Annotated in this window: 18 protein-coding genes; 7 read left to right on the top strand and 11 right to left on the bottom strand. The window is 41.4% G+C overall.

Annotation, left to right across the window (positions count from 1 at the left end; genetic code table 11):
- Nucleotides 1–170: 170 nt before the first annotated feature.
- The 5 genes from asnB to OLM45_RS08170 form a co-directional block, all read right to left on the bottom strand.
- Nucleotides 171–1,787, bottom strand: a complete 1,617-nt coding sequence (gene asnB, locus OLM45_RS08190; RefSeq protein WP_264509506.1) for an asparagine synthase B — start codon at nucleotides 1,785–1,787, stop codon at nucleotides 171–173.
- Nucleotides 1,788–1,962: 175 nt separating this feature from the next.
- Entirely contained in the window at nucleotides 1,963–3,699 is a 1,737-nt protein-coding gene (locus OLM45_RS08185) for a hypothetical protein (protein WP_264509505.1), read from the bottom strand.
- A 23-nt stretch (nucleotides 3,700–3,722) separates the two neighbouring features.
- Entirely contained in the window at nucleotides 3,723–4,166 is a 444-nt protein-coding gene (locus OLM45_RS08180) for a hypothetical protein (RefSeq protein ID WP_319799968.1), read from the bottom strand.
- Nucleotides 4,167–4,227: 61 nt separating this feature from the next.
- Nucleotides 4,228–5,997 (bottom strand): TonB-dependent receptor, encoded by a 1,770-nt coding sequence (locus OLM45_RS08175; RefSeq protein WP_264509503.1) that lies wholly within the window; start codon nucleotides 5,995–5,997, stop codon nucleotides 4,228–4,230.
- A gap of 11 nt (nucleotides 5,998–6,008) precedes the next feature.
- Complete coding sequence (locus OLM45_RS08170; protein WP_264509502.1) at nucleotides 6,009–9,032, bottom strand: tetratricopeptide repeat protein; 3,024 nt, start codon at nucleotides 9,030–9,032, stop codon at nucleotides 6,009–6,011.
- A gap of 734 nt (nucleotides 9,033–9,766) precedes the next feature.
- Here OLM45_RS08170 and OLM45_RS08165 point away from each other — a divergent pair.
- Together OLM45_RS08165 and OLM45_RS08160 are read left to right on the top strand one after the other, a co-directional pair.
- Nucleotides 9,767–10,450, top strand: a complete 684-nt coding sequence (locus OLM45_RS08165) for a cell division ATP-binding protein FtsE (RefSeq protein ID WP_264509501.1) — start codon at nucleotides 9,767–9,769, stop codon at nucleotides 10,448–10,450.
- On the top strand, nucleotides 10,450–11,328 hold the full coding sequence (locus OLM45_RS08160; RefSeq protein WP_264509500.1) for a glycosyltransferase family 2 protein: 879 nt from the start codon (nucleotides 10,450–10,452) through the stop codon (nucleotides 11,326–11,328). Before OLM45_RS08165 ends, OLM45_RS08160 begins: the two co-directional genes overlap by 1 nt.
- Here OLM45_RS08160 and OLM45_RS08155 read toward each other — a convergent pair.
- Genes OLM45_RS08155 through OLM45_RS08145 form a run of 3 tightly spaced genes read right to left on the bottom strand, consistent with a single transcriptional unit; the run spans nucleotide 11,325 to nucleotide 13,884 of the window.
- Nucleotides 11,325–12,410 carry a glycosyltransferase gene (locus OLM45_RS08155; protein ID WP_264509499.1) on the bottom strand — a complete coding sequence of 362 codons (1,086 nt, stop codon included), beginning with the start codon at nucleotides 12,408–12,410 and terminating at the stop codon, nucleotides 11,325–11,327. The two genes, OLM45_RS08160 and OLM45_RS08155, sit on opposite strands and share 4 nt — an antisense overlap.
- Nucleotides 12,407–12,799 (bottom strand): sugar 3,4-ketoisomerase, encoded by a 393-nt coding sequence (locus tag OLM45_RS08150; RefSeq protein ID WP_129460997.1) that lies wholly within the window; start codon nucleotides 12,797–12,799, stop codon nucleotides 12,407–12,409. The genes OLM45_RS08155 and OLM45_RS08150 overlap by 4 nt, the downstream gene beginning before the upstream one ends.
- The gene (locus tag OLM45_RS08145) at nucleotides 12,796–13,884 is read right to left on the bottom strand and encodes a glycosyltransferase (RefSeq protein WP_264509498.1); all 1,089 of its coding nucleotides are present in this window, start codon (nucleotides 13,882–13,884) and stop codon (nucleotides 12,796–12,798) included. The genes OLM45_RS08150 and OLM45_RS08145 overlap by 4 nt, the downstream gene beginning before the upstream one ends.
- A gap of 35 nt (nucleotides 13,885–13,919) precedes the next feature.
- Here OLM45_RS08145 and OLM45_RS08140 point away from each other — a divergent pair, with 35 nt between their 5' ends.
- The 4 genes from OLM45_RS08140 to OLM45_RS08125 are packed head-to-tail and all read left to right on the top strand — an operon-like array spanning nucleotide 13,920 to nucleotide 18,103.
- Complete coding sequence (locus OLM45_RS08140; RefSeq protein WP_264509497.1) at nucleotides 13,920–15,068, top strand: glycosyltransferase; 1,149 nt, start codon at nucleotides 13,920–13,922, stop codon at nucleotides 15,066–15,068.
- The gene (locus OLM45_RS08135; protein WP_264509496.1) at nucleotides 15,050–16,702 is read left to right on the top strand and encodes a YccS/YhfK family membrane protein; all 1,653 of its coding nucleotides are present in this window, start codon (nucleotides 15,050–15,052) and stop codon (nucleotides 16,700–16,702) included. Before OLM45_RS08140 ends, OLM45_RS08135 begins: the two co-directional genes overlap by 19 nt.
- Entirely contained in the window at nucleotides 16,659–17,525 is an 867-nt protein-coding gene (locus OLM45_RS08130; RefSeq protein ID WP_264509495.1) for a UbiA prenyltransferase family protein, read from the top strand. Before OLM45_RS08135 ends, OLM45_RS08130 begins: the two co-directional genes overlap by 44 nt.
- A complete protein-coding gene (locus OLM45_RS08125) occupies nucleotides 17,522–18,103 on the top strand; it encodes an HAD-IB family phosphatase (protein WP_264509494.1) in 582 nt (193 codons plus the stop codon). The genes OLM45_RS08130 and OLM45_RS08125 overlap by 4 nt, the downstream gene beginning before the upstream one ends.
- Here the strand turns inward: OLM45_RS08125 and OLM45_RS08120 are convergent.
- From OLM45_RS08120 to OLM45_RS08110, 3 genes are read right to left on the bottom strand one after another with little or no spacing between them, the layout of a single operon-like run.
- Nucleotides 18,059–19,330, bottom strand: a complete 1,272-nt coding sequence (locus OLM45_RS08120) for an O-antigen translocase (RefSeq protein ID WP_264509493.1) — start codon at nucleotides 19,328–19,330, stop codon at nucleotides 18,059–18,061. The genes OLM45_RS08125 and OLM45_RS08120 overlap by 45 nt on opposite strands.
- Nucleotides 19,330–20,409, bottom strand: a complete 1,080-nt coding sequence (locus OLM45_RS08115; RefSeq protein WP_264509492.1) for a DegT/DnrJ/EryC1/StrS family aminotransferase — start codon at nucleotides 20,407–20,409, stop codon at nucleotides 19,330–19,332. The genes OLM45_RS08120 and OLM45_RS08115 overlap by 1 nt, the downstream gene beginning before the upstream one ends.
- The gene (locus OLM45_RS08110) at nucleotides 20,406–21,377 is read right to left on the bottom strand and encodes a GNAT family N-acetyltransferase (RefSeq protein ID WP_264509491.1); all 972 of its coding nucleotides are present in this window, start codon (nucleotides 21,375–21,377) and stop codon (nucleotides 20,406–20,408) included. Before OLM45_RS08110 ends, OLM45_RS08115 begins: the two co-directional genes overlap by 4 nt.
- A gap of 109 nt (nucleotides 21,378–21,486) precedes the next feature.
- On the opposite strand from OLM45_RS08110, the gene OLM45_RS08105 reads away from it, so the two are divergent.
- On the top strand, nucleotides 21,487–23,298 hold the full coding sequence (locus OLM45_RS08105; protein WP_264509490.1) for a gliding motility-associated C-terminal domain-containing protein: 1,812 nt from the start codon (nucleotides 21,487–21,489) through the stop codon (nucleotides 23,296–23,298).
- Nucleotides 23,299–23,311 lie beyond the last annotated feature (13 nt).

Genomic DNA, 23,311 nt, shown 5'->3' with positions numbered 1-23,311 from the left:
TTAAGGTACTAATTTCCACAATTCTATACCTCATTTTCAAACCGGGTTTTAAACAATTCCTAAGGATGTTTTTACTCCTTACCTTTTGGGTTAAAAAAGAAAACACCCGCAACTTGCATTACGGGCATTTTTCAAACAAACAAACTAAACTTCAATATATAATCTGACGATTATGCGGAGATCGGATTTTTTGCAATTTCGGTATCGGCCTGAACGTGAGCCGCATTGGCACGTCCGCTCGGGTCCTGGTTTTCTTGCCATTTGGGTATCCACTTGCGTACGGTTTGTGCCGCACTCATTTGTGGGAAATGTTTATGGAATAAGGTGCGGTAGAAATAGGCTTCCTTCGTCGCTGGTGTATTGTACGGGAACAAGTCCGCTGCTTGCTCCATTTGTGCATCGGTAACTTGCGCCGAACAGTAGTCGATTAAGGTGTCAATCCAGTTATAGCCCACTCCATCCGAGAACTGTTCCTTCTGACGCCACAATACTTCTTGTGGTAAATAGGGTTGCTCCGGGGTATCGAAGGCTTTGCGCAAAATGTATTTTTCAACCCCATCATAGGTTTTGGGCAATTTTTCTTCGCCCTTAATCAACATCGCATAGTCCAAAAAGGCTTTGTCCAAAAACGGTACGCGTGCCTCCAATCCGTGCGCCATGGTCGACTTGTCAGCGCGTAATAAATCGGCCGTAAATAACTTCTGAACGCGTTCGATGGTTTCTTTGGTAAAATCAACCGTGCTGGGCGCATTTCTAAAATACAAATAGCCGCCAAACACCTCATCGGCACCTTCACCTGATAACACCACCTTAATGCCTTTTTCGGTAATGGCTTTGGCCAAGAAATACATCGGTGTACTCGCTCGAATGGACGTCACATCATAGGTTTCCAAATGCCACACTAATTTTTCTAAAATTTCAATCCCTTGTTCGATAGTAAAGTGAATCTCATGGTGTTCAGTACCCAAAAACTCAGCTACTTTACGTGCCGCTACCGCATCGGGCGCATGGGGATCTAAACCAATTGAAAACGAATGCAAGGATTTGCCTTGTTCTTTCAACAAACGCGAAGCGATAGATGACGTTAATGAAGAATCCAATCCTCCAGAAAGTAATACCCCAATTGGCACATCACTCATCAATCGTTTACGCGTGGCTTCGGTCAATTTTTCGCGAAGCAAGGCCAAATCGGCTTCTTCTACACAAGCCGTATAATCTTCGTATTGGGGTTTGTAGTATTTCACAAAACCCGTTTCAGGGGTGTAATAATGTCCGGGAGGAAAAGTGGAAAACGTTTTGCATTGATCCGCCAACGGTTTCATCTCAGACGCAAAATACATGCGTCCACGTTCGTCCATACCATAATATAAAGGTTTCACTCCAAGTGGATCGCGACCTGCAATGTAATCATCGCCATCAACCACCACAAAAGCGAAGTCCCCATCCAATTGGTCGACAAAGTCGTATCCAAATTCTTCATACAAATGCACAATCACTTCCGAATCGGATTTGGTGCGGAATGCATGTCCTTTCAATACGCCTTCACGCAATGCTTGATGGTTGTAGATTTCGCCATTATGTACCATCCAAGCCGACTTCGAACCTTGAATGGGTTGTTTGCCCGAGTGCAAATCGATAATTGATAAACGCTCATGGCTTAAGATATGTCCATTTTCAGTAACATGGATATCACTTTCATCGGGACCGCGATGGGCCATACGCTTTGAAAGTGCTTTCACCAATTGCTCGTCTTTTCCTTTTCCTATAATGGCTAAAAATCCACACATACTCGTATTCTTTTATTATTGTTTTATTGTGAAAGCAAAATTGTGGTTTAGATTATATTTTTAAAACTATAAATCTAAATTTAGTTTATTATTAAAACAATAATCAAGAAATACCATACAATATAAAAGAAAACCGCTCATTTCTGAACGGTTCTTTTTAGAATTTGAAAGTTGCTTACTTTTCCTCTACATACCCTTTTGCAGAGAAAGGTAAAGTAGGCAGTAGTGCATTGAGCCGCATTCCAGCAACCTCTCGTTGTGTCTTATCGGGTAAATTATATACGTAATTCATATATAAATAGTAAAACAATTGTCGGTTGTACACATCTAAGTCGGATGCCGAAACGGCTTCTAAGATTGTTCGTTCTATACGCTCCCGATCTTGGGATTCCGCCAAAGCACGGCCCATGCGACTGATCGAACTGTAATAGTGGTTTGGTGAGGGATTGTCGATTCGCAAAGTTATGCCGACAATCAAATCAATCAGATTAATATCAAGCACCTCCAACTCACGGATATAGGTTTTACGTCCCGCATAGGCATAACTTCCATCGCTGACACGATCAAAGCGATCGTTCATAATATCCAAATGACTTCTAAGGAAAATTTCCCATTTGGTCGTTTCTGCGGCTAAAACAGCAATTTCTTGAGCATGAATGCGCGGTCCTTGGTCCATACTGCAACCGCCAATCACCCGACGTCGACGTTTCATTTCTAAAGCTTCTCGTCCACCAAGTGTCCAAGCAACCACCCTTTCTAAGTCGGCGTCAGAACGCGAGTTATGTATCGCATCTTCATAGGCAGCTCGTAATAGACTGCTAAATTTTTTGTCGGATGTATAGAGCTTTTGAACCTGCTCGGCTAAATGGGAATCCCAAATACTATCCTGCTCATAATTATACTGGTAATTCGCATCATTTTCAGCCCTTAATTGTTGTCGCTCTTCTTTAGTCATTCGTTGTAAACGCCGATATAATCGGGAGGGTCTGGGGGGTACATAAGGAAATGCGGCCGCAGTGGTATCAACAACTGTAGTATCGACGATTGCAGTATCGACAGCTGTGGAATCTACCGTGACAAAATCGATATCCGTGATTGAATCATAGGGAGAAGTCGCTGTACTATCTGGCATCTCATATTCATTCAACTGAGATAAGGTAAATCCTAACTCGTAATCGTAAGGCCGCGGTTTTACACGGGGATACTTTTTTTCCAAATAATTCCAAAACTTCAAAAAAGCTTTGGTGTGCTTGCGATCAAATCGTTCATAATTAACTTTCTCGGTTAACATCACCGTTTGCGTAGTATCAATCATGCACAAAGCATATTGAATGGCTCGAGAATAATGGGACGGAATGGGATTCGATTCGGGCGAGGACAAAAAATACATCGCCGATAAATGCTCACTTTTATCATATTCATATACCTTGTAATGATATACCCATTTTTGCTTTAAGGGACCCGAAAACTGAGTTTTGTATTCGTCTTTAAGAAGTTCTACTTCATAATCCTTTTGTTGCAAAACATCCAACATCCGCCAACTAATCATTGTCCGTTTTTCGTAATTGATGTATTCTTGTTGAAGAATTGACAAAAGTGAACTGTGTTCGGGTTGATACTTTTGAATAAAAACATCAGCAGACATCCCTGACTTTAAATCAGCCACAGCTTCTTTACAGCGAGGTCCTTCTAATTCAACATAATACCCTTGAGCTTGGGGTAAACTTTGAAAATTTTTAGAAAGATCGCAGACTTTAAATTTGAGATTCAAGGAGTCAACAATATGTTTCAATTTTCCAACGGCTGTTTCCGAATAAATAAGGCCGTTATCATGTACTTTAAATTCACCGTAAGACTGTGAACAAACAAAAGGTGCGATGCACAAGGCAATAAGGGTTACGTAATACTTCATGGCGGTTGATCTTTAGTAGATAACTAAAAAATCGCCGCAATAGTATATTGATTTCCATTAATTTGTGTGGTAAACCCCACCTCCTGCCCCATCAAAGCACTTCCTAATGGCGCTTGGGGAGACACTGCAATGATGGTTTTTCCGTCGAAGGTGATTTTGGGTAAGGCTGCAGCAATAAATAACCACATTCCATTCACTGCTACCAAACTCCCCAAGGCAACTTTAGTAGTTACTAGACTGGGATCCAAACGATCGATGATGGCTTTTTGATCGAGGACTTCTTTCAGCTTACTGTTCAGTTTTTCCTGTTCCAAATGCATCATGGACAAGGCGGTTTCATGTTTATCGCCTGCCGAACCTTTAGCATCGTTTTGTGCCCCTTCGGTTAACTGCGCAATCATGTCTTTGAAGACGTCAATGCGGTCTTGTAACAATTGTTGGTAGCGAACTTTTATCTGGTCTTTCATACGCATAAAAAAAAACCTGTAAACAAGCGCTTACAGGTTGGTAAATATAGTTTTTCTGAAATTAGAAATCAAACTTGAAGTTGGCACCCAATAACACCTGAATCCCTTGCACGGGATAATTCAACCATTTTTGGTAATTCTGATTGGCTAAATTATTGCCTTTTAAGAAAAAGGTCATGCGCTCGTTATGCTTGTACCCCAAATGAGCATTTAAGTCAAAATAACTCTTTAACGTGATGATTTCTGGTGTGTAGGGAACTAATGGCAATACCGCTGAATTGTATTGGAATTTGTATTCTTTACGATCACCTACAAAAAATACCGAACCTCCCGTATACCATTTTTGAGTGATGGCAATATCTAACGTAGAGGCTACGCGGATACTCGGTAAATTCCAGGCTTCTTGCTCGGCAGAAGTTTTGTAACTGTTGATCGTGGCATTGGCGCCAAACTGCACATTTTTCGACAAGTCGGCTTTCAATTCCCCAAAGAGGCTTAATGTATTCAACTTATCATAGACCACTCCAAATGTATTGCCTAAAGCATAATCTTTAGGATCTACAACTCCCGCATCATATATATTGTTACGGAACAACGCACGGTTATCTTCGGTCAAATAAGAGGCCCGAACATTATACCCAATGGCATTGGCGAGTTTTCCTTTTAACCCAAAATAGATATCGTATTTTTGATCGGTGGGAGCCACCACTTGTGTTGGCGACAAAAAGAAATTCTCTTGCACAAAATCGCGATACGTGTTTTGTTTTAAATTTCCTTCTGCCCCAGCATAGGCCACCATAATATCGCCCACAACTTTATAACTCGCTGTAATTTTTGGATACACAAAAAACTTACTGTCGCCGCCCTCTGTGGCCGAACTGTAGAAAAACGCCGCTCCTAAATTCACCGTAAAATCATCGCGATTGATTTGGAACGAAGGCTGCGCCCCAAAGTTGGCAAACCCGTATTTAATTCCGGTTGTGTTGAAATAATCTTTATCAAACGAACCGCCCAAATAGTCCAACACCATATCCAATTTCACTTTCTCGTCCATCACACGAAATTCGAAAGAAGGTTTGGCAACAAAACGGTTTTCTGCAGAGGAATAACTATCCGAAAAATGGGTAAATCGCAAACTGGCTTCTTTGAATGCACTTTCACTCAACTGCAAGCGACCACCCGCATAAATGGTTTGGTAGGCATTCTTGGTTTCTAAAGAATTGAAAAAAGCATCCTGTGCTTCAGGAGTCATTCCCGAATACAAATTGGAATCCAATCCATACCAATTGTAAACTTGGCGTTGATAGCCTAAATCGGCATTCCAAGCCATTTTTTGGGATTTACTGCCGTAGGTTAGGTCCAAACCCGTATTGGAAAAATTATCATCCAACTTAACATCTTTAATGCCGCCTTGCGAAGATAAGTGACGCAACATGACGCCCACATAATCACTATTTTCCAAGGTATGCGTTAGAAACAATTCGCCGTTAATATTGCCGTAATTCCCTGCCGCTAAAGTGGCATAATTATTATACAATTTCGCTTTCGGCTCCTGATCTACTCCGGCCGCTTTTCCTTTGGCTGGGGTAAATGTGGATGCCACAGGAAAAGAAAAAATATTGTATTGAATGGTTTCTCTTTTGGTCGTTTCTTCATCTTCCAAAGAGGGTGTTTCTTTTACTTTAAAAGCATCTGAAATCGTGGGTGTGTACGGCTTGACCACATTCACCACTTCGGTTCCGATGTTTTCATCTTGTTTTTGTGCCCTTAGGGTTGAACTTCCCAAAAGTACCCCTAACGTAACTGCGATATATAGATTTTGCTTTCTCATGTTGTCCCTAATTATTTGCCGTTGTTTTCAATGGAAGAATTGGTTTTCGACTCCTCTCCTTTGATGCGGTCCAATTCCGCTTTGGCTTCATCCACCACATCTTGGTATTCGGCGAAGTTGTCAATCACACTGCCTAAAATGGCGGTGGCTTGGAAACTATCTTTCATTCCATAATAATTTTTAGCCATTACGACCAATCCTTTGGCACCAAAATATTTGTACCCGGAATAGTCTTTGGCCAATTTTTGAACGATTTTATTAGAATCGGCAAATTTGCCGTCTTTGTTTTTAAAATAGGCGTCATAATACAATGCTTCCGCGGCGAGTTCCCCTTTGGCAATTTTCAACAAATTCGCATACGCCACACGGGCTTTGGCTTCATCATTGGCTTTGATGGCCGAACGGGCGATGATAATTTGTGCATCACTTTTTACCTTATTATCCGTCTTGGGATTGTTCAACACTTTATCCGCATAAACTACTGCATTCGGGTAATCTTTGGTTTCGTAATACGCACGCATCAAATTGGCTTGTGCAAAGGTTTTATTTTGTGGAAAATCCGCTTCGGCTTCCAAACGTTGCAATACCGGAGTAGCTTTGGCATAATCGTTTTTCTTCAAATGAATTTCACACAAACGCGCCAAGGATTGTTCCGTGAACTCATTTTTGGGTTGGTCAATCACAAATTCGTACTTGGGAACTGCATTTTGTTCTAATCCATCCGCATAATAGGATTGGGCCAAATAGAAATTCGCTTTCAATGCATGCAATCCATGAGGGAATTTCGCGATATAGCCGTTTAAAGAAGAAATGGCTAACTTCACATTGTTTTGTAAATACTGTTTCTCTGCCGCTTCATATGTATCGTCATCGAGTTCTTTATCGGACACTTCGACAAAACTTAACGAACGTACCCAAGTGGCATATTCATCTACACGACCATTTTCCACATAAATCAATCGGGCAGTTGTCACCGCCTCAATGGATTCAGGTGTTCCAGGAAAATCGGCAGCCACCTTTTTAAATTTGGTTAAAGCCAATTCATCCTTGTTATCGTTGTAATATACCAAGCCTTGGCGTAAAACCGCTTTGGCAGCATAAGTTCCACCTGGAAACTCTTTCAATAAATCATCATAGGTTTTAATCGCCTGATCAATTTTTCGCTCGGCTACATACGTATTTGCCAATTCGAACAAAGCATCATCGCGGTATTGCGAAGATTTGAAGGTTTGTAAAAACTTCACAAAATCTTCAATCTTTCGGTCATTTTTTGCCACAAAACCATAACTAATGGCTTTTTGATAGGCGGCATAATCGGCATCCACCACTTTCATGTCAATTGCCTTATTATAGGCATCCATAGCCGGCCAGTATTTGGAGGTTACAAATCGGCTATCCCCCAAACGCAAATAGGAATCGTTTAAACGAATTCGGTCGTCTTTGACTGCATCGATTTGCTTTTGGAAATAATTCCCCGCCTGATCGTATTCTTTTTGTTTAAAATAACAATAAGCGATGTTGTAATTGATGTTTTTGTACTCGGGAGTACCCTTGGCTTCTGCCATGCCTTCAAACTGTTTGAAACTGAGCAAGGCTTCTTGAAAATTATCAAACAGGTATTCGGTTTCGCCTTTCCAAAACGTAGCACGGGCTGTAAATCGCGCGTCTTTGGGTTCGCGCAACGACGCTTTAAACAGCACTTGTGCTTCTTTGTAATCGCCGTCGGTATACAATTCCAAACCGCGGTAAAAAGCCACTTTTTGGTAAGCACCACGGTTTTCGGGTGATTTGTTCATCTCCAACAAATACAAGGCTTCTTTGTAATTTTTGGAAGTAATATAAGAATTGATCAACAAGCCTTCGATTTCTTTTTTGTTGGGATTGTTGGGGTATTTTTTTATAAATCCGGATAGAATATCGGGCACACTTTGGTACGAGTTCCCAATATCATAACTCAACTTCGCATAATTATAAGCCGCATCTTCCTGAATTTTCACCTCAAAATTCATATCGGCTGCACTCTTAAACGCCGTTAACGCTTGGGGTTTACGATCGGTACGCATATAACTTTCACCCAAATGATAGTAGGCGTTTTGCGCAACATGGTCGTTCCCGTCAATAATTTTATTGAATTGCAAAATGGCGTTTTCGTAATCTTTTTGTTGGTAATAGGTGTACCCCAATTGGTAGTAATCGGTATTGCTCCATTTGCCTTTTTTACCGCGGTATTCTTTCAAATACGGCAAGGCTTCGGCGTAATTTTTTTGGTTAAAATAACTTTCACCAATGATCTTATTCAATTCTGATTTTTCAGCCGCAGAGGACTTCGCCATGGCCGCCTTTCCTTGTTCGATGGCTTTGTCAAAATTCCCCTGACGGAAACTCATGTCGGCTTGAAAGTAGGACAATTTTTCTTTGAACTTTTCATCGCCAGCCACCTGTTCAAAATACTTGGAGGCATCTTTAAAATTATCATTATCGTAGGCCATTACCCCCAAATAATAACGGGCTTGTGAACCGTATTTTTTGGAATTGGCAACCTTGTTGAAGTAGGCCGTAGCTTCTTTGGCTTTTTTCGCACTGAAATACGCGTAGCCTTTTTGGAAATTGAATTGGTCCAATTCTTCATAGGTGAGCGCACTTTCATCCACTTTGTCGAAATACTCCAACGCGTGGGGATAATCGCCTTGCTCGAAGTAATAGTGGGCGACTTCAATGTAAGTCTGGTTTAACTTCGTACTTGTGGGGTACTGCGCAGCAAAATCCTGTACCATGGTCGCCGCATTGGGTTGGTTTAAATGTACCGCACAACTGGCCATGTAAAAAGCACAATCGGCTTGTACTTCTACTTCTTTATTTTGCTGACTGACTTTATCAAATAGTAACTGAGCCGCCAAATATTGTTGGTCTTTATACAAGGCTACAGCACGGTCAAAATCACTCAATTGATGGGTGTATACCGCGGTTTGTTGCGCCGTAGCCACAGAGGTGATTGCCAAGCCGTTAAGCACTAAAAACAATTCTAATTTTCGCATGTTTATCCAATTTTGGTACGTATTCAAAAATACGTGTATCCCTAGTATAACGGGAGGTTAACGGGTTTTATTATAAACATTTTTCTTAACAAAAGTTATACAGCAATTCGTTCATTTAAACCCAATCCATCGCAGCCTTTTGATGGACCGAGTAGGAAATCCCGATGCCTTTAATGCGCTGACTTTTCAAACTGAACTGTAGCTTTTTCAAAATAAAAACAACTTCATTTTAACCCATATCAGCTAACACAAGGTATCCTAATTTTTAATTTAACCAAATTGTACTTCCAACCTATATGACATGTTAAGTTAACCTGAACACTAAATACTGAATACTGTACACTGTTTACTTTTCTTCTAGTTTCCTTCAGGGTTGTGCCACAGTTGTGCCACAGTTGTGCCCCTAATCGATTGGGGAAAAATAACTCGCGTTGCTTCAAAATCGAACAAAACACGAAGGAAAGTGCATGAAAGCTCCTGAGATTCTGAGAAGCTAAGCTTCTAAGCCTTCATTGAGCCGAGGCAACTATGATTATTACCTTTTATTCCCATTTACATTTTTAAACCCCTTCCGCATTTACACCCATACACTTCTACATCCCTTCCAAAAACTTACTTCCTCCAACAACTAACATCTAAAGTCCAACGTCTAACGACTATCACCTATTCCCTAAAATTTATTTTGAAAACCTACGTTAACTTTAGTACTTTTACCCCACTAACAAAATACTCTTATGTCGCAACCCGTCGTATCGTTACAAAATGCAACGATTTATCAAGAAAACCGTGTCATTTTATCCCAAGTGAATCTCGAAGTGAATCCTGGTGATTTCCTTTACATCATTGGAAAAAGTGGTACAGGAAAAAGTAGTTTGATGAAAACATTGTATGGTGATTTATCACTTACGGTGGGTGAAGGATATGTGGTGGACTATGATTTACCATCTTTGAAGGAAAAAGACATTCCGTTTTTACGTCGTAAATTAGGCGTCGTTTTCCAAGATTTTAAATTGCTTCCCGATCGTTCGGTCAACGAAAACATGTTGTTTGTTTTAAAAGCAACGGGATGGACCGACAAAGGGGAAATGCAAGACAAAATTGACGAAGTGTTGGATCACGTTGGTATGAAAGGATTTGCTTCCAAAATGCCACACCAATTGTCGGGTGGTGAACAACAACGAGTGGCCATTGCTCGTGCGTTATTAAACGACCCCGAATTAATTTTGGCCGACGAACCCACAGGTAATCTTGACCCGCAAACCAGTGCCGAAGTATTGGAATTGTTGAAGAAAATTAATGCCAACGGAAAAACCATCATCATGGCAACGCACGATTATGCCTTGTTGTTAAAATACCCTTCCAAAACTTTAAAATGTGAAGACGGAGCCATTTTTGAAGTGGTTCAGAAAACCGTATAATGCTTTCCATCCTGCTGCCAACATACGATAGGGATATGCTTCCGCTCGTGGAAGTACTACACCAACAGTGTATCGAAGCAGCCTATCCCTTTGAAATATTGGTTTTTGATGATGCATCGCATTCCCATTGGAACCCATCCAATGAAAAAATCAACAGTTGGCCCCAATGTCAATTTATTTCTCATACGGAAAACAAAGGTCGTGCAGCCAATCGAAACGCTTTGGCAACAGCGGCAAAAGGAACCCACTTTTTGTTTTTGGATGGCGATATGATGCCGCAACACGCTGATTTTATACTACGGTATTTGAAGGCGATTCAAGAACATCACATTGTATTTGGCGGCATTGCTTACCAAACTGAAAAACCGACGGCTAACTTTCGTCTGCGTTGGATTTATGGCAAAAAAAGGGAAGAAATTCCGGTTGAAAAACGTCAAATCAATCCGTATGCCACTTGCCTAACCTCCAACTTATGCATCGAGAGGAAGGTATTTGAAGCCGTGCAATTCAATCCGACGATTGCCTCTTATGGGTACGAAGATTTGCTATTTGTAAAAGGAATTGCTAGCACAGGGCAAACCATTACACACATTGATAATCCGGCAATTCACCTCGGACTGGAAGAGAACGATGTGTTTTTAGGAAAAACAAAACAAGCCTTGGAAAATGCCAAAAAAATGGTACAAAAAGGATGGATAACTTCTAAAGACATTAAGGCCTTGAAATGGCATAAACGCATTTTGCAATGGCGACTTAAACCGATACTCTACCCTATTCTACTGCTACTTGCCCCACAAATGAAACGCAATTTACGTTCCAGCAAACCCAATATTCGGATTTTCGACTTGTATAAATTATACTATTTGATGCGCAATTAACGAACTCTAAGTTCGGATAACAAATCGAACCAACGTCGCATCACAATGGATAATTCAAACTGCTGCACCGATTCTCGAGCGGCATTCGACATCTCCGCTTTAGCATAGTTGTTCGAAGCAATAGCATTCATTCTCGCTAAAAAAGTAGCATCGTCTTTATCTTGAACAAGAAATCCATTTTTGCCCTGTAATAACGAACGGGGGCCCACAGGACAATCGTAGGCCACACAGGGAATTCCGAATGCTAACGCCTCAATCATGGACATGGGCAGCCCTTCAAATCGGGAAGTCATTAAAAACATTCCGGCTTTTTGGTATACCGCTTCCATTTGATGAACCGGTTCAAAAAATCGGACCGAGGGGGTAATCCCTAATTTCGATGCCAATAATTGGTGATCTGTAGCATCTCCCGATCCATAAATATGCAATTGCCAATCGGGATGTTGCCCGGTAAATTGTTTCCAAATCGCTAAAACACGATCGATTCCTTTTTCATAACTGTGACGGGCCACCACAAGCGCAATGGGAGTGGGTTGATAGGATTGAACCGCTTCTTTAGTCACCCAATTGGGATTGGGAATAACCGTAGAATTGGGCAAATTCCATTCGGAGGCACTTGCTTCAGACAAGACCACAAATCGGGAAAATCGTTTGGCTATATGGCGCTTTACGGCCAATTCTATGCGGTACTGCATATCTTTCACCCAAGATTGATTGGGTTGAAAGACGCGGTTATAATAGGAACCATGTGATTCAAAAACACAAGGGATTTTGCGAATGAAATACGGTAGAAAAAAACCTTTGAATCCATCACAAACCATGACCACATCGGGCTGAATTTGTTGGATTAATCCTTTGACTTGCTTGATATATTGGATAAAATATCCCAACCGATTGCCTTGAAGTTTCATGTAATGCAATCGCACATGAGAATGTAAGGTATAAAAAGAAGGAGTGGGATCGTGTGTCACCAAATGCACTTCAGCCTGATGCTGTTGTACCCAATAGTTGGCTTTCATCGCGATCACACGTTGAACACCTCCCTCGCCCGACATGCGGGGTATGACATAGACGATTCTCATTTTACATGAGCCAGATATTCCTTAAAGGTGCGAATATAATCGGATTCCTCATAGACATCCGAAGCCAAAACTAAACCAACAGCACCCGCGGAGAAACTTTCCATTTCCCGCCAAATATTGTTCCGTATCAAAAGGCCGCGATCGGGACGGTTCAATGTCACTTTATGTGTCGTTCTACCGTCTTTTAAAATCACATCAAAACTCCCTGAAACGGCAATTAAAATTTGCATCAAATTCTTATGCGCATGCCCACCACGTCGCGCTCCCGAGGGAACGTCAAACAAATAGTATACTCTTTTGATTTCAAAGGGAACCACCTCTCCCTCAAGTACAGCAATGTTGCCTTTGGGGTTTTTAATTTTGGGGATATCAATAAATTCTAAATTCATCGGATTTTCGCTAGCATTTCTAACCATTTTGCGCCAATTACCTCCCAAGTAAAGGAGGCGATTGAAGCAGAAGCTTGGTCTTTACATTGTAAATATAAGGCTTTCTCGGAAATCATGCGTTCCATCGCCGTAATAAATGCAGTTTCATCTTGGTCAGGAACCAGTAAGCCATTGATTTCGTGCTGAATAATTTCTGACGGACCTGTGGGACAATCATAAGCAATAACAGGGGTTCCACAAGCCAGTGATTCCAAAAGTACAGAAGGAAATCCTTCATTCTTACTCGTCAGTACGGTAAATAGGGCTTTTTCGTAATACAATCCCGGATTGGAAACTCTACCCGGAAAATGCACGGTATTTTCAATGTTTAATGCTGATGCTAGGGCTTTATATTCAGCCAACTTGTCTCCTTCACCCAATATCACCAATCGAATACCTTGGGAAGGCAACGTGGATTGGGCATACATCGCAAGCAAACGATCGTATTGTTTGATGGCATCGTTCATCCGACCCACGGCTAAAATAAAAGGAGGTAAAAAATGCTGGGGTTCCTGGGGAAATGTGGTCACCGCTACCGGAATCGTCTGAACGTTTTGGAGTTGGTAAACCTCTCGGAGTTGGGTCGAAATTCCTTGGGAAACAGCCACAACAGCAGCGGCTTTTTGATAAATCCAACGCGCCCCCCATTTCCCTTTGGGAAGGTACCATTCGGTTCGCGCACTATGCACCATTAATACATACGGAGCGTTGTAAACCCAACGATGAATCAACCCTTCTTGCCAAAATTTCTTTTTCACACGGGTGTCAATAATCACGTCAAAACGATGGGTGCGAAAATACGACCACAGAGCTTTGAATCGTTGAATTCTCCCCCAAAAACCGGTATGCTTGTTTTTTATTAAGCCTAAATTAAAAATCGTCCCCGCATAATCGTATTCAATAGCATCCAACACCAAGACATGATGCACATCGACTTGTTGTTGGTTCAAAAAAACAGAAAGTTGTGCCGAAAAACGCTCAGCGCCACCGCCTGCCAATTGATCTGACACCAAACATACTGTTAAGTTTTTTGAGGGTACGTTCAAAATTTCCTATTTTAGCCACAACAAATATAACGAAAGTGAGAATACTACTGTTGGGCGAATTTAGTCGGCTGCACAACACCTTAAAAGAAGGACTTCAGGCTTTGGGCCATGAGGTTGTGTTAGTGAATAACGGCGACGGCTTTAAAAATTATCCCGCAGACATTTCCATTAGAGGTCGCTTTTTTAAATCCGTGCCCGGATCACTTATTCGTCGAATTTGGTTCCGACTCTTCAAAAAAGACTTGGTGATTTACGAACACGGCTTTCGCTTTTGGAAACACTTGCCGCAATTGAAAGATTTTGACGTTGTGCAATTCATCAATGAAAAGCCGATACAAACAACACCCAACTGGGAATTTAATTTAATTCAAACAATTGTCGCACAAAACGCGAATTGTTTTCTATTGAGTTGTGGCGTAGATACGCTTAACCTCGAACATATGTTGGCCAAAAAAGAACGGTACTCAATCATGAATCCGTATTTTGAAAACCAACAAACTACGTCCGCAGAATACCTTTTTATGTGGGAATACCAAACGCCGGAACATCAAAAAATTCATGCGTTTTTAATGGAACATTGTAAAGGTATCATCGCTTCTGATTTGGATTATGTGGCGCCTTTACGCAATCATCCGAAGTTCATGGGACTCATTCCGAATCCTGTCAATACCGAAAAGAATACCTTCCAACCCAATCCTGTTCACGATAAAGTGGTTATTTTTTTAGGTATCAATTCAGGAAATTACCACACCAAAGGGATTCGTTTTTTTGAAGAAGCCCTCACTATAGTAAAAGAACGTTGGGGAGATCGAGCCGAAATAATCACAACTACCGATATCCCCTATTGCGAATACCATACCTATTTTGAAAAAGCACATATCCTCTTAGATCAAGTTTTTGCTTTTGACCAAGGTTATAATGCGTTAGAGGCAATGGCCCAAGGTAAAGTGGTTTTCACGGGAGCTGAAACTGAATTTTTGAATCAATACGGATTACAAGAAAATGAAGTAGCTATTAATGCCCTCCCCGATGCCGAATATTTAGCGCAACAACTGGGTGACCTTATTCAACATCCCGAAAAGATTGAACGCATTAGTGCAAATGCACAAGCTTTTATTCGCCAACACCATGATTACATTGCTGTAGCACAACAGTATTTACAAACATGGAATTCCGTAAATTAATAGTACCGCTACTCTGTGTTGCTGCGGCAGTCTTTCTCGCCACCCAAGGAATGGACCTTTGGGACAGTGGTTATATCGTAGGGTACAGTTGGCGCATCCTAAACGGCGAAATTCCCTACCGCGACTTTTATTATAAAGGTCCGCCCGCCACCTTGTACCTTTGGGCTGGCTTGATGAAAATCACACCTTTAGTCGGGCAATTTTATATTTTAAAATTGATCAATTGGTGCCTCTTCTTTTTGCAAATCCGCTTCTGGGTCAAAGGGTTTAAATTCTTTTATCGTTGGGAAAAAACTACGGTAAGCGTACTTGCCTTGGGCGGAATTTGTTTTTCCGTTCAATTTTTCCCCATGTATCCTTGGCCAACCACGGACGGACTCTTATTCGCGTCCATCGCTTTTTATTTGTTGGGTGCATATGCCCATAAAAAAAATGCTTTTCTATGGCCCATCATCGCTTTAATGACGATTCTATCGGCCTTAACCAAACAATCGTTTTATCCCGTTCCCCTATTATTTCTTGTAGCAACGGTAGTGTATTTTGATAGTAAAAAAGGACTTTGGTTGTTTTTGTGGCAACTTTTCTTTCTTGGAATTGGCGTTTTAGCCCTGTACCTCAATCATTTACTCCCTGCTTTTATAGCACATACCACGGGAGAAACAACTTTATCCGACTTGTGGCTTTCCGGAATTCAGAATTATATTTTAGGATACAAAAACCTGGGCTTGGCTTGGATTCCTGTGGGAGTAATGGCCTTACTCATTATTATTTATGCGCTTTATCAAAAACTAACCTTCCGTCAAATGCTGCTTCAAATCGCCATTGCCGGTAGCTTATGGGCTTTGGTCTACGGATTGCTCACCACTTTTCAAGAAGGTGCTCGTTTGCTATGGTGTGTGTTATTAATTGGCATGATATCCTTTTTATCCCTCCAAAAAAAGGATTGGATGAAGTCAACACCTTTAGGGATTATTCTCGGAATCGCTTGGTGTTCGAGCATTAGTTTGGGCTATCCTTTTCCGATTTTTATGGGACTCGGACTCCTACTCGTGTTCTATTTTTTTGTTTTCGAAGGGATGCCCAAAAATTATATGCCTTTGTTCCAATGGACCACCGCTTGTTTTCTCATTACAGGGACTGTATATCACTACCAACCCTATGCGGAACGTCCGTTATCCGAATTGCATTACAATCTCGGTGTGGTCAGTGCAAAATTGGAAGGGATACAAACCAGCAAAGGGCATTTTGAAAAAATGAAAGAACTCAAAACACTGCAAGCCACTTACCCCCATAAAAAATACATTTTCGCTCCCAATATTCCCATGGGTTATTATGCGTTTTCCCTACGTAATCCATTGCCTGCCGACTGGTTATTGAATTGGGAAATTCACCGCGACCCGAAAACACTTCTAAAAATTGCTAGTCAAAAAGAAAACCTTATTTTCGTAGAGAAATCCTTCATCAAAGGGAACGAATTATTCATGCCCAAAGACCGAGCGGATTTCAGTGTGGTCACCGATTATATCGTTCGCCATTTTCACCCCATCAAGGAAACGCAACATTTCATTGTTTATAACGGATCATCGCTCAATGCACCCTTACCTCAAACTTCTAAGACCGGAACAGTACATTAAGAACGCCTTTATTGCGGCGCCGTTGTTCTTTTCGGGTGGAATCACTTGGGAACAAATGGGCAACACCTGTTTGGGCTTTATTGCTTTTTGTGCGATTGCCAGTAGTGTTTATATTTTTAATGACAGTCGGGACATCGTAGAAGATCAAGCGCATCCGGTAAAGAAAAACCGACCGTTGGCCGCTGGTGATGTATCGTTGAGTGCAGCCTATCAATTGGCCGGCATATTACTCGGAATTGGATTCGCCCTTGCCTATTATTGCCAACCCAAAATCGTGGGGGTTTTGGCACTTTACCTTTTTATTAATATTCTTTATAGTATCCGACTCAAACAAATTGCCTTGGTGGATGTGTCGATTATCGCGATCGGATTTTTGTTGCGGTTATGGGTGGGAAGTATAGCCTCATCGACCCATCTTTCGATTTGGATTATTCTGGAAACCTATCTTTTAGCTTTATTTCTGGCTTTAGCCAAACGCCGAACCGATTTCATCTTACATTTGGAAGGCGTGACCACTCGGAAAAACATCGAACATTATAATTTAGCCTTCATCGATACTTGTTTAGGAATACTAAGTGCGTTAATCACGGTGGCGTATTTGATGTATTGCATGAGTCCGGACATCCAAAACCAATACCATTCCGATTACATTTATATCTCTGCCTTTTTTGTTTTGAACGGATTACTGCGGTACTTGAAATTGGCCATAGTCGATCAAACACCTTTGGCTCCGAATACCTTGGTTTTAAAAGACCGTTATTTACAATTCACCCTTTTGGGTTGGCTACTCTTTATGGGCTTACTTTTATACGGACAAGCATGAAAAAAATCGTATTTGTAGATTTTGACGAAACCTTGTACCGCAAAGATAGCATGTTGGTATTTACACGGATTTATTTTGGCCGTTTTCGTTATTTCTTCGGAATGTTGTGTTTAAGTCCAATTTTACTCGGTTATTTGCTTCGATTAGTTTCACCTACTAAAGCCAAAACCTCTTGGTTACGTTTCTTTTTTGGGGGCATGCCAAAAGATAAATTGGCATCCATCGGTCGGCAGTTTGCTTTGCATGAAATTGATAAAGCATTGAATCGTACGCTTTTTGATTCTTTAAAAAAAGAACAAGAGCATGCCACAATTTGTGTTGTGACCGCTTCCGCGAAAGAATGGCTAGAAGCTTGGACAGAACAACAACAATTCGACCTTATTGCGACTCATTTGGAATACAAAAACAACCGACTTACCGGGAATTTACACGGAAAAAATTGCAATGCTGTAGAGAAAGTCAGACGCATTCAAGCCGTATATGATTTAGCTCAATACGATTGCATCGAAGTGCACGGCTATGGTCGCGGCGATCTAGCGATGCACGGGCTTTCCAAATCGGTAAAGCAAGGCGAGTAAGACGAAATAAATTCCGTAATTCAGCGCATAGGCTTTCATAAGTCCGACAACACCTTCGGTTTGTATGCCGTATTGGGCTAAAAAATACAAGCTGGCCAACGAAAACAATTCGGTAAAAAGGAACAATTGGGTTTGGCGATAAGCAAAAAAACGATAGCCTAAAATCAACGCCATTCCTTTTCCAAAATCACCTAGTAACTGCCATAGCAATAGGTCATTTACGGGTTCGAACGCACTGGTAAAAAACAAACGCACTACCCATACTCTGAATAGATAAATTCCAATTAAGCCTACGGTAAATACGGGCATGAGTTGATAAAAATACGATTTCAAAATGGACTTTTCTTCAGCTATTGTAGTGACTTTAGCCAATCGCGGTAAAAAATACAAGCCGATTAACGTGGATAAAAACAAAAAATAATAACTGGAGATTCGACTCAACGCTTCCCAATACCCTGCGGCATCCATCCCCGACGAAAGGATAAGTCGGTTTCGAATGGCAATAAATACCAACGGACCAATCACTGAGGAGGCAATGGCCATCAATGAATAATGGGATAAATTTTGTAAATCACTGTTATGAATTTGGAAACGGAAACCTTGTATTTGTTTTTTTAAATAAAAGACAACCGCAAAAAATTGAAGTGCTGGAGCGGCCACTACTGCTATTAATGCGCCATAGGTTTGCGTGGTTAGTACCAATCCAACGGTAAGTGCCAAACCTGCCAACATGCCAAAAATTTGGGTGTACACCACTTTTTTGTAGGCTTCTAAACCGTTGAGAATGGAGGTTAGCACCACACTCACCAAATACCATGGCAAGGCTAACGCTACATAAAAAAACACGGAGTTATAAGCGGAATCGCCTTCTAAAAGCCATGCATTCCAATACGAAGCAAAGCCGCCTATTCCGAGTGAACACAGCAGCGCCATGATAGGCAGAAACGTAAGCACCGAATTGATAAACTCTTGTTGCCGTTTGGGTTGGTCTTGGTACGAAGCGGTATATTTCACAATGCCGTTGGTGAACCCGAAGGTTGCGATATTCTCTACAGAAGTGAGAAAATTTCGCAAATTTCCCACCAATGCCAATCCGGCAGGTCCGATGTAAACCGCCAATAGCTTGGACGTGATAAATCCGGTGACCAACTTTAACCCAATGGAAAGACTGTTCAGGGACGCAATTTTCCATAAATCTTCTTTCCATATTGAACGTAGTCCGGCCATTAAAACGCGTTTAAAGTTTGGATGATGTACGATACTTCTTCATCGGTGAGGAGCGGACTCATGGGCAAACTCAACACTTCGCGGTGCAATTGTTCAGTAAGGGGTAATTGCAAATGATATAACTCGGGAAACGCACCTTGTTTGTGAGGCGGTATGGGATAATGAATCAACGTTTCAATCCCTTTTTCTAATAAATATTTTTGCAAGGCATCGCGTTGTGCACAACGAACAACATACAAATGAAACACATGACGGTTGTAATCCGCAATGCTTGGGGTTTTTATCAAAGGATGATTAATTTCGGCAGTATACCGTTTGGCAATGGCGCGACGCTGTTCATTTTCAGGTTTGACAAATGGGAGTCGCACCGACAAAAAAGCCGCTTGCAAGGGATCAAGTCGCGAATTCACACCGGGCAATTCGTTGTGGTATTTTTGGTCAGAACCGTAATTTCGGAGCTGTTTAAGTACAGTATAAAGGTTGTCATCATGCGTAATCACCGCCCCTGCATCACCAAGTGCTCCTAAATTTTTCCCAGGATAAAAACTGTAAGTTTGGGTATGATTCCCCACTTTGGGCAAACCATGACCTTGGGCCGCATCTTCAAGGAGTAGCAATTGGTGTTTCTCGGCAAAGGCGATCAATTCCTCCATGGGAGCTAATTGACCGTACAAATGAACGACCATGATTGCTCTGACTTTGGAACTTAAATACTTTTCTAAATCTTTTGTGGAGAGATTATAGGTTTCCGGATCGGGTTCTACCAAAACAGGTACCATTCCTGCTTCCCGAATTCCGATTATCGAAGCGATAAATGTATTGGCGGGCACCAACACATGATCCCCGGGTTGCAATTTTCCTAATTGTTGATACCCGCGTAACGTGAGAGTTATCGCGTCCAAACCATTTCCAACTCCGATGGCATACGGAGCGCCACAAAACTCGGCAAAGGATTTTTCAAAACGAGCTACTTCCTCACCCAATATAAATTGGCCCTGATCCAAGATATGTTGCAAACGCAAATGATAGGCTTCGTGATGCGGAGCATGGAGCGCTTGTAAGTTTAAAAATGGAATCATAGGAGTATCGAATCTAATTGAACATAAGAGGCAGTGGCCAGTTGATAAAAATGTTGAACAACGGGTTGGGCACCATAGGATTCTTTCCAAAACTGCAAGCCACTATTGATATTTTTCCCCTGGTTTTCATTCGAAATTCCAAAATCGAAAACAGCACAATCGGAATACACTTTTGTGATCAAATAATGGTATAAAAAATCCAACGCACCCGTTTCTGAACGACGGTCATCGCCCGCAATATATTGTGGATGGGCTACCCGACCTGTACAAAATACTGTGGTTCCCGCAATTAAATTTTCGCCTTCATAGACATTGAAATGGCGAATGTTTTGAGGAAAACGGCTTTGCAAAAGTGTCATTTCTTCCAGCGTATGCACCGGCTTTGCGGCATGCCGTTGGGCGAGATTCGGAATCAACAATTCGTTCCAAAAAGCGGTTAAATCCGTTTCTTCCCGTACGATCAAACCCTTCTTTTGACCCCGACGAATGCTTTCTTTTCGGGATTTTGAAATCGCCAATGGAAGTGTCAAATCGAGGGTAGAGAGCAAATCAGCTCGGGTAATTTGTGCCTGACATTGGTACAGTATATACGCTAAATCCCCATTGAAACCTTGGCAATAAAAAGAAGGGATTTCTTTTAGATGCAACGATTCAATTTTATTTTGATACAAATAGTTTAAAATGGATTGTAAAATGCCAATTACTTCGGAAACATGGGTATAAACGGGCAATACCAAGCCGCCATACGTGAGACCCCAATGGGAAAACACCGCATTATCAACACGATGGGCGGGCAAAAGGGCAACAACTTTTTCCTCTTTAACCACCAACATTGAAAAATCATGAAATCGATCTTGGTGGTATTCCATAAAATCGCGATGAAATAAAAAAGTACCGTTACGGGATTGCGCTACAAAGGCATTCCATCGCTCATAATCGGAAGGTTGGTATGGGATTATTTGGTACAAATCTGTTGATTCTCTGTGATTTCGATTGGTCCGTTTTAGTTAGACCAATTCAAATTTAACGATAATTAAAAAATAAATTACTATTTTTAGATGCAATAAAACAATTTCAATGCCAAACGTCTGTTACACAAGATTATTGTTGATTTTTTTCCTATTGGGAAAAATGTATGGGCAAAATGTAGGCTTGTACCAACAATATAATGGTCGTTACGATTTTACTTTTGTGGGCAACACCCTGAATTTGGGAGAAAATAACACCACCGCTGGTTGTGAAAATTTGATTGCAGCCGCTTCTTCGGCGACACTTACACTTTCGGGAACACAACAATTGCACCAAGCCTTTCTATATTGGGCAGGTTCGGGTACCGGCGACACTTCGGTTTCTTTAAACAACCAAACTGTAACCGCAACTCGATTATTTTCAAACATTAACAGCTCCTCCGGACTTCCCTATTTTAGTGCCTTTGCTGATGTCACTGCCCTACTCCAATCCACAGGCAACGGAATCTACACTTTAGCTGACTTAGACATTAGTAATGAACTTATAACTCAGCCCGGCTATTGTTTAAACCGAACCAATTTTGCGGGTTGGGCCTTGGTAATTGTGTATTCTGATCCTACATTACCCATCAATCAAGTGAATATTTATGACGGTTTACAAAGCATTCCATCGTCAATAAATATCAATTTAACCAACTTGAATGTGGTCGATAATATTGGGGCCAAAATTGGATTTGTGGCATGGGAAGGTGACTCCAATTTAGCCGTAAATGAAAGTTTGCGCATCAACGGAAATCTATTGAGTAATCCGCCTTTAAATCCGGCGACGAATGCGTTTAACGGCACCAATTCCATTACAGGGAGTTCGACCATGTACAACATGGATTTGGACATTTACTCCATTCAAAACAACATCCAAATTGGGGATACCTCAGCTTTGATCCAACTCACTTCGGGACAGGATATGGTCTTAATGAATGTCATAGTTACGACATTTAACAGTCAGCTCCCTGATGCCGTCATTCAAATCGATTCGGTCGATCAAAGTTGCGATTCACGGGATATTACAGTGCATTATACGGTTTCCAACCCGAATGCCACCGACCCACTCCCCGCACAAACGCCAATTGCATTTTATATTGGAGGAACGCTTGTGGGGCAAGCCCAAACCCAAACCATCCTTCCTATTAATGGAAGTGAAACGGGACAAATTACCCTTACTATTCCATCAACTGTTCCGGATACTTTTACGTTGGACGCACAAGTGGACGACAACGGATTGGGTCAGAGTACGGTGATCGAACTCATTGAAAACAATAACGCGGCATCGTTTTCCATCTCATTATGGACGAGTCCGGTAGTTCAAGCCTTAGCGCCATTGGTCAGTTGTAACCAAGGGATCACTTCCGGTCAATTTGACTTTTTCGACTATGCGAATACCGCATTTGATGCGTCATCAGCGCAATTTTCAGGCTACTATGAATCTGTGAGTGATGCGACGAATCAGGTCAATGCCATCCTTACTCCCGAAAATTACTGGGCAAATGCCACACCCAAAACCATTTACTTCCGCATTGATAATACCCATTGTTATACCATTGGTTCGTTTGAATTGCAAACCAAAAACTGTCCGCCCACGATTTACAACTATGTATCGGGTAATGGAGATGGAGCAAATGACACTTTTCATATTGACGGGTTATATAATATTTTCACCCACTTCACCCTTGAAATCTACAACCGTTGGGGCCATTTGGTATGGACAGGTAATAACAACTTACCTGAATGGGACGGATTTTCGATCGATAAAAACACCATTAGTGATTATATTTCGCCCAAAGGAACCTATTATTATGTTCTGAAATTAAACGACGATGGCTATCCTGAACCCTATGTGGGTTGGCTCTATTTCACATTTTAAGGTTTCGCCGATT

The organism is Flavobacterium sp. N1719, assembly GCF_025947045.1.
GTDB lineage: Bacteria > Bacteroidota > Bacteroidia > Flavobacteriales > Flavobacteriaceae > Flavobacterium > Flavobacterium stagni.
The sequence above is the reverse complement of the archived record's forward strand: the minus strand, read 5'-3'. Positions and strand labels throughout refer to the sequence as shown.

Bases quoted from the DNA above. Each gene is read 5' to 3' on its own strand.
- OLM45_RS08160 (WP_264509500.1), top strand. From the start codon at position 10,450: ATGCTTTCCATCCTGCTGCCAACATACGATAGGGATATGCTTCCGCTC.
- OLM45_RS08165 (WP_264509501.1), top strand. From the start codon at position 9,767: ATGTCGCAACCCGTCGTATCGTTACAAAATGCAACGATTTATCAAGAA.
- OLM45_RS08170 (WP_264509502.1), bottom strand. From the start codon at position 9,032: ATGCGAAAATTAGAATTGTTTTTAGTGCTTAACGGCTTGGCAATCACC.
- OLM45_RS08155 (WP_264509499.1), bottom strand. From the start codon at position 12,410: ATGAGAATCGTCTATGTCATACCCCGCATGTCGGGCGAGGGAGGTGTT.
- OLM45_RS08125 (WP_264509494.1), top strand. From the start codon at position 17,522: ATGAAAAAAATCGTATTTGTAGATTTTGACGAAACCTTGTACCGCAAA.
- OLM45_RS08175 (WP_264509503.1), bottom strand. From the start codon at position 5,997: ATGAGAAAGCAAAATCTATATATCGCAGTTACGTTAGGGGTACTTTTG.
- OLM45_RS08185 (WP_264509505.1), bottom strand. From the start codon at position 3,699: ATGAAGTATTACGTAACCCTTATTGCCTTGTGCATCGCACCTTTTGTT.
- OLM45_RS08135 (WP_264509496.1), top strand. From the start codon at position 15,050: ATGGAATTCCGTAAATTAATAGTACCGCTACTCTGTGTTGCTGCGGCA.
- asnB (WP_264509506.1), bottom strand. From the start codon at position 1,787: ATGTGTGGATTTTTAGCCATTATAGGAAAAGGAAAAGACGAGCAATTG.
- OLM45_RS08130 (WP_264509495.1), top strand. From the start codon at position 16,659: ATGCACCCTTACCTCAAACTTCTAAGACCGGAACAGTACATTAAGAAC.
- OLM45_RS08180 (WP_319799968.1), bottom strand. From the start codon at position 4,166: ATGAAAGACCAGATAAAAGTTCGCTACCAACAATTGTTACAAGACCGC.
- OLM45_RS08105 (WP_264509490.1), top strand. From the start codon at position 21,487: ATGCCAAACGTCTGTTACACAAGATTATTGTTGATTTTTTTCCTATTG.
- OLM45_RS08115 (WP_264509492.1), bottom strand. From the start codon at position 20,409: ATGATTCCATTTTTAAACTTACAAGCGCTCCATGCTCCGCATCACGAA.
- OLM45_RS08150 (WP_129460997.1), bottom strand. From the start codon at position 12,799: ATGAATTTAGAATTTATTGATATCCCCAAAATTAAAAACCCCAAAGGC.
- OLM45_RS08120 (WP_264509493.1), bottom strand. From the start codon at position 19,330: ATGGCCGGACTACGTTCAATATGGAAAGAAGATTTATGGAAAATTGCG.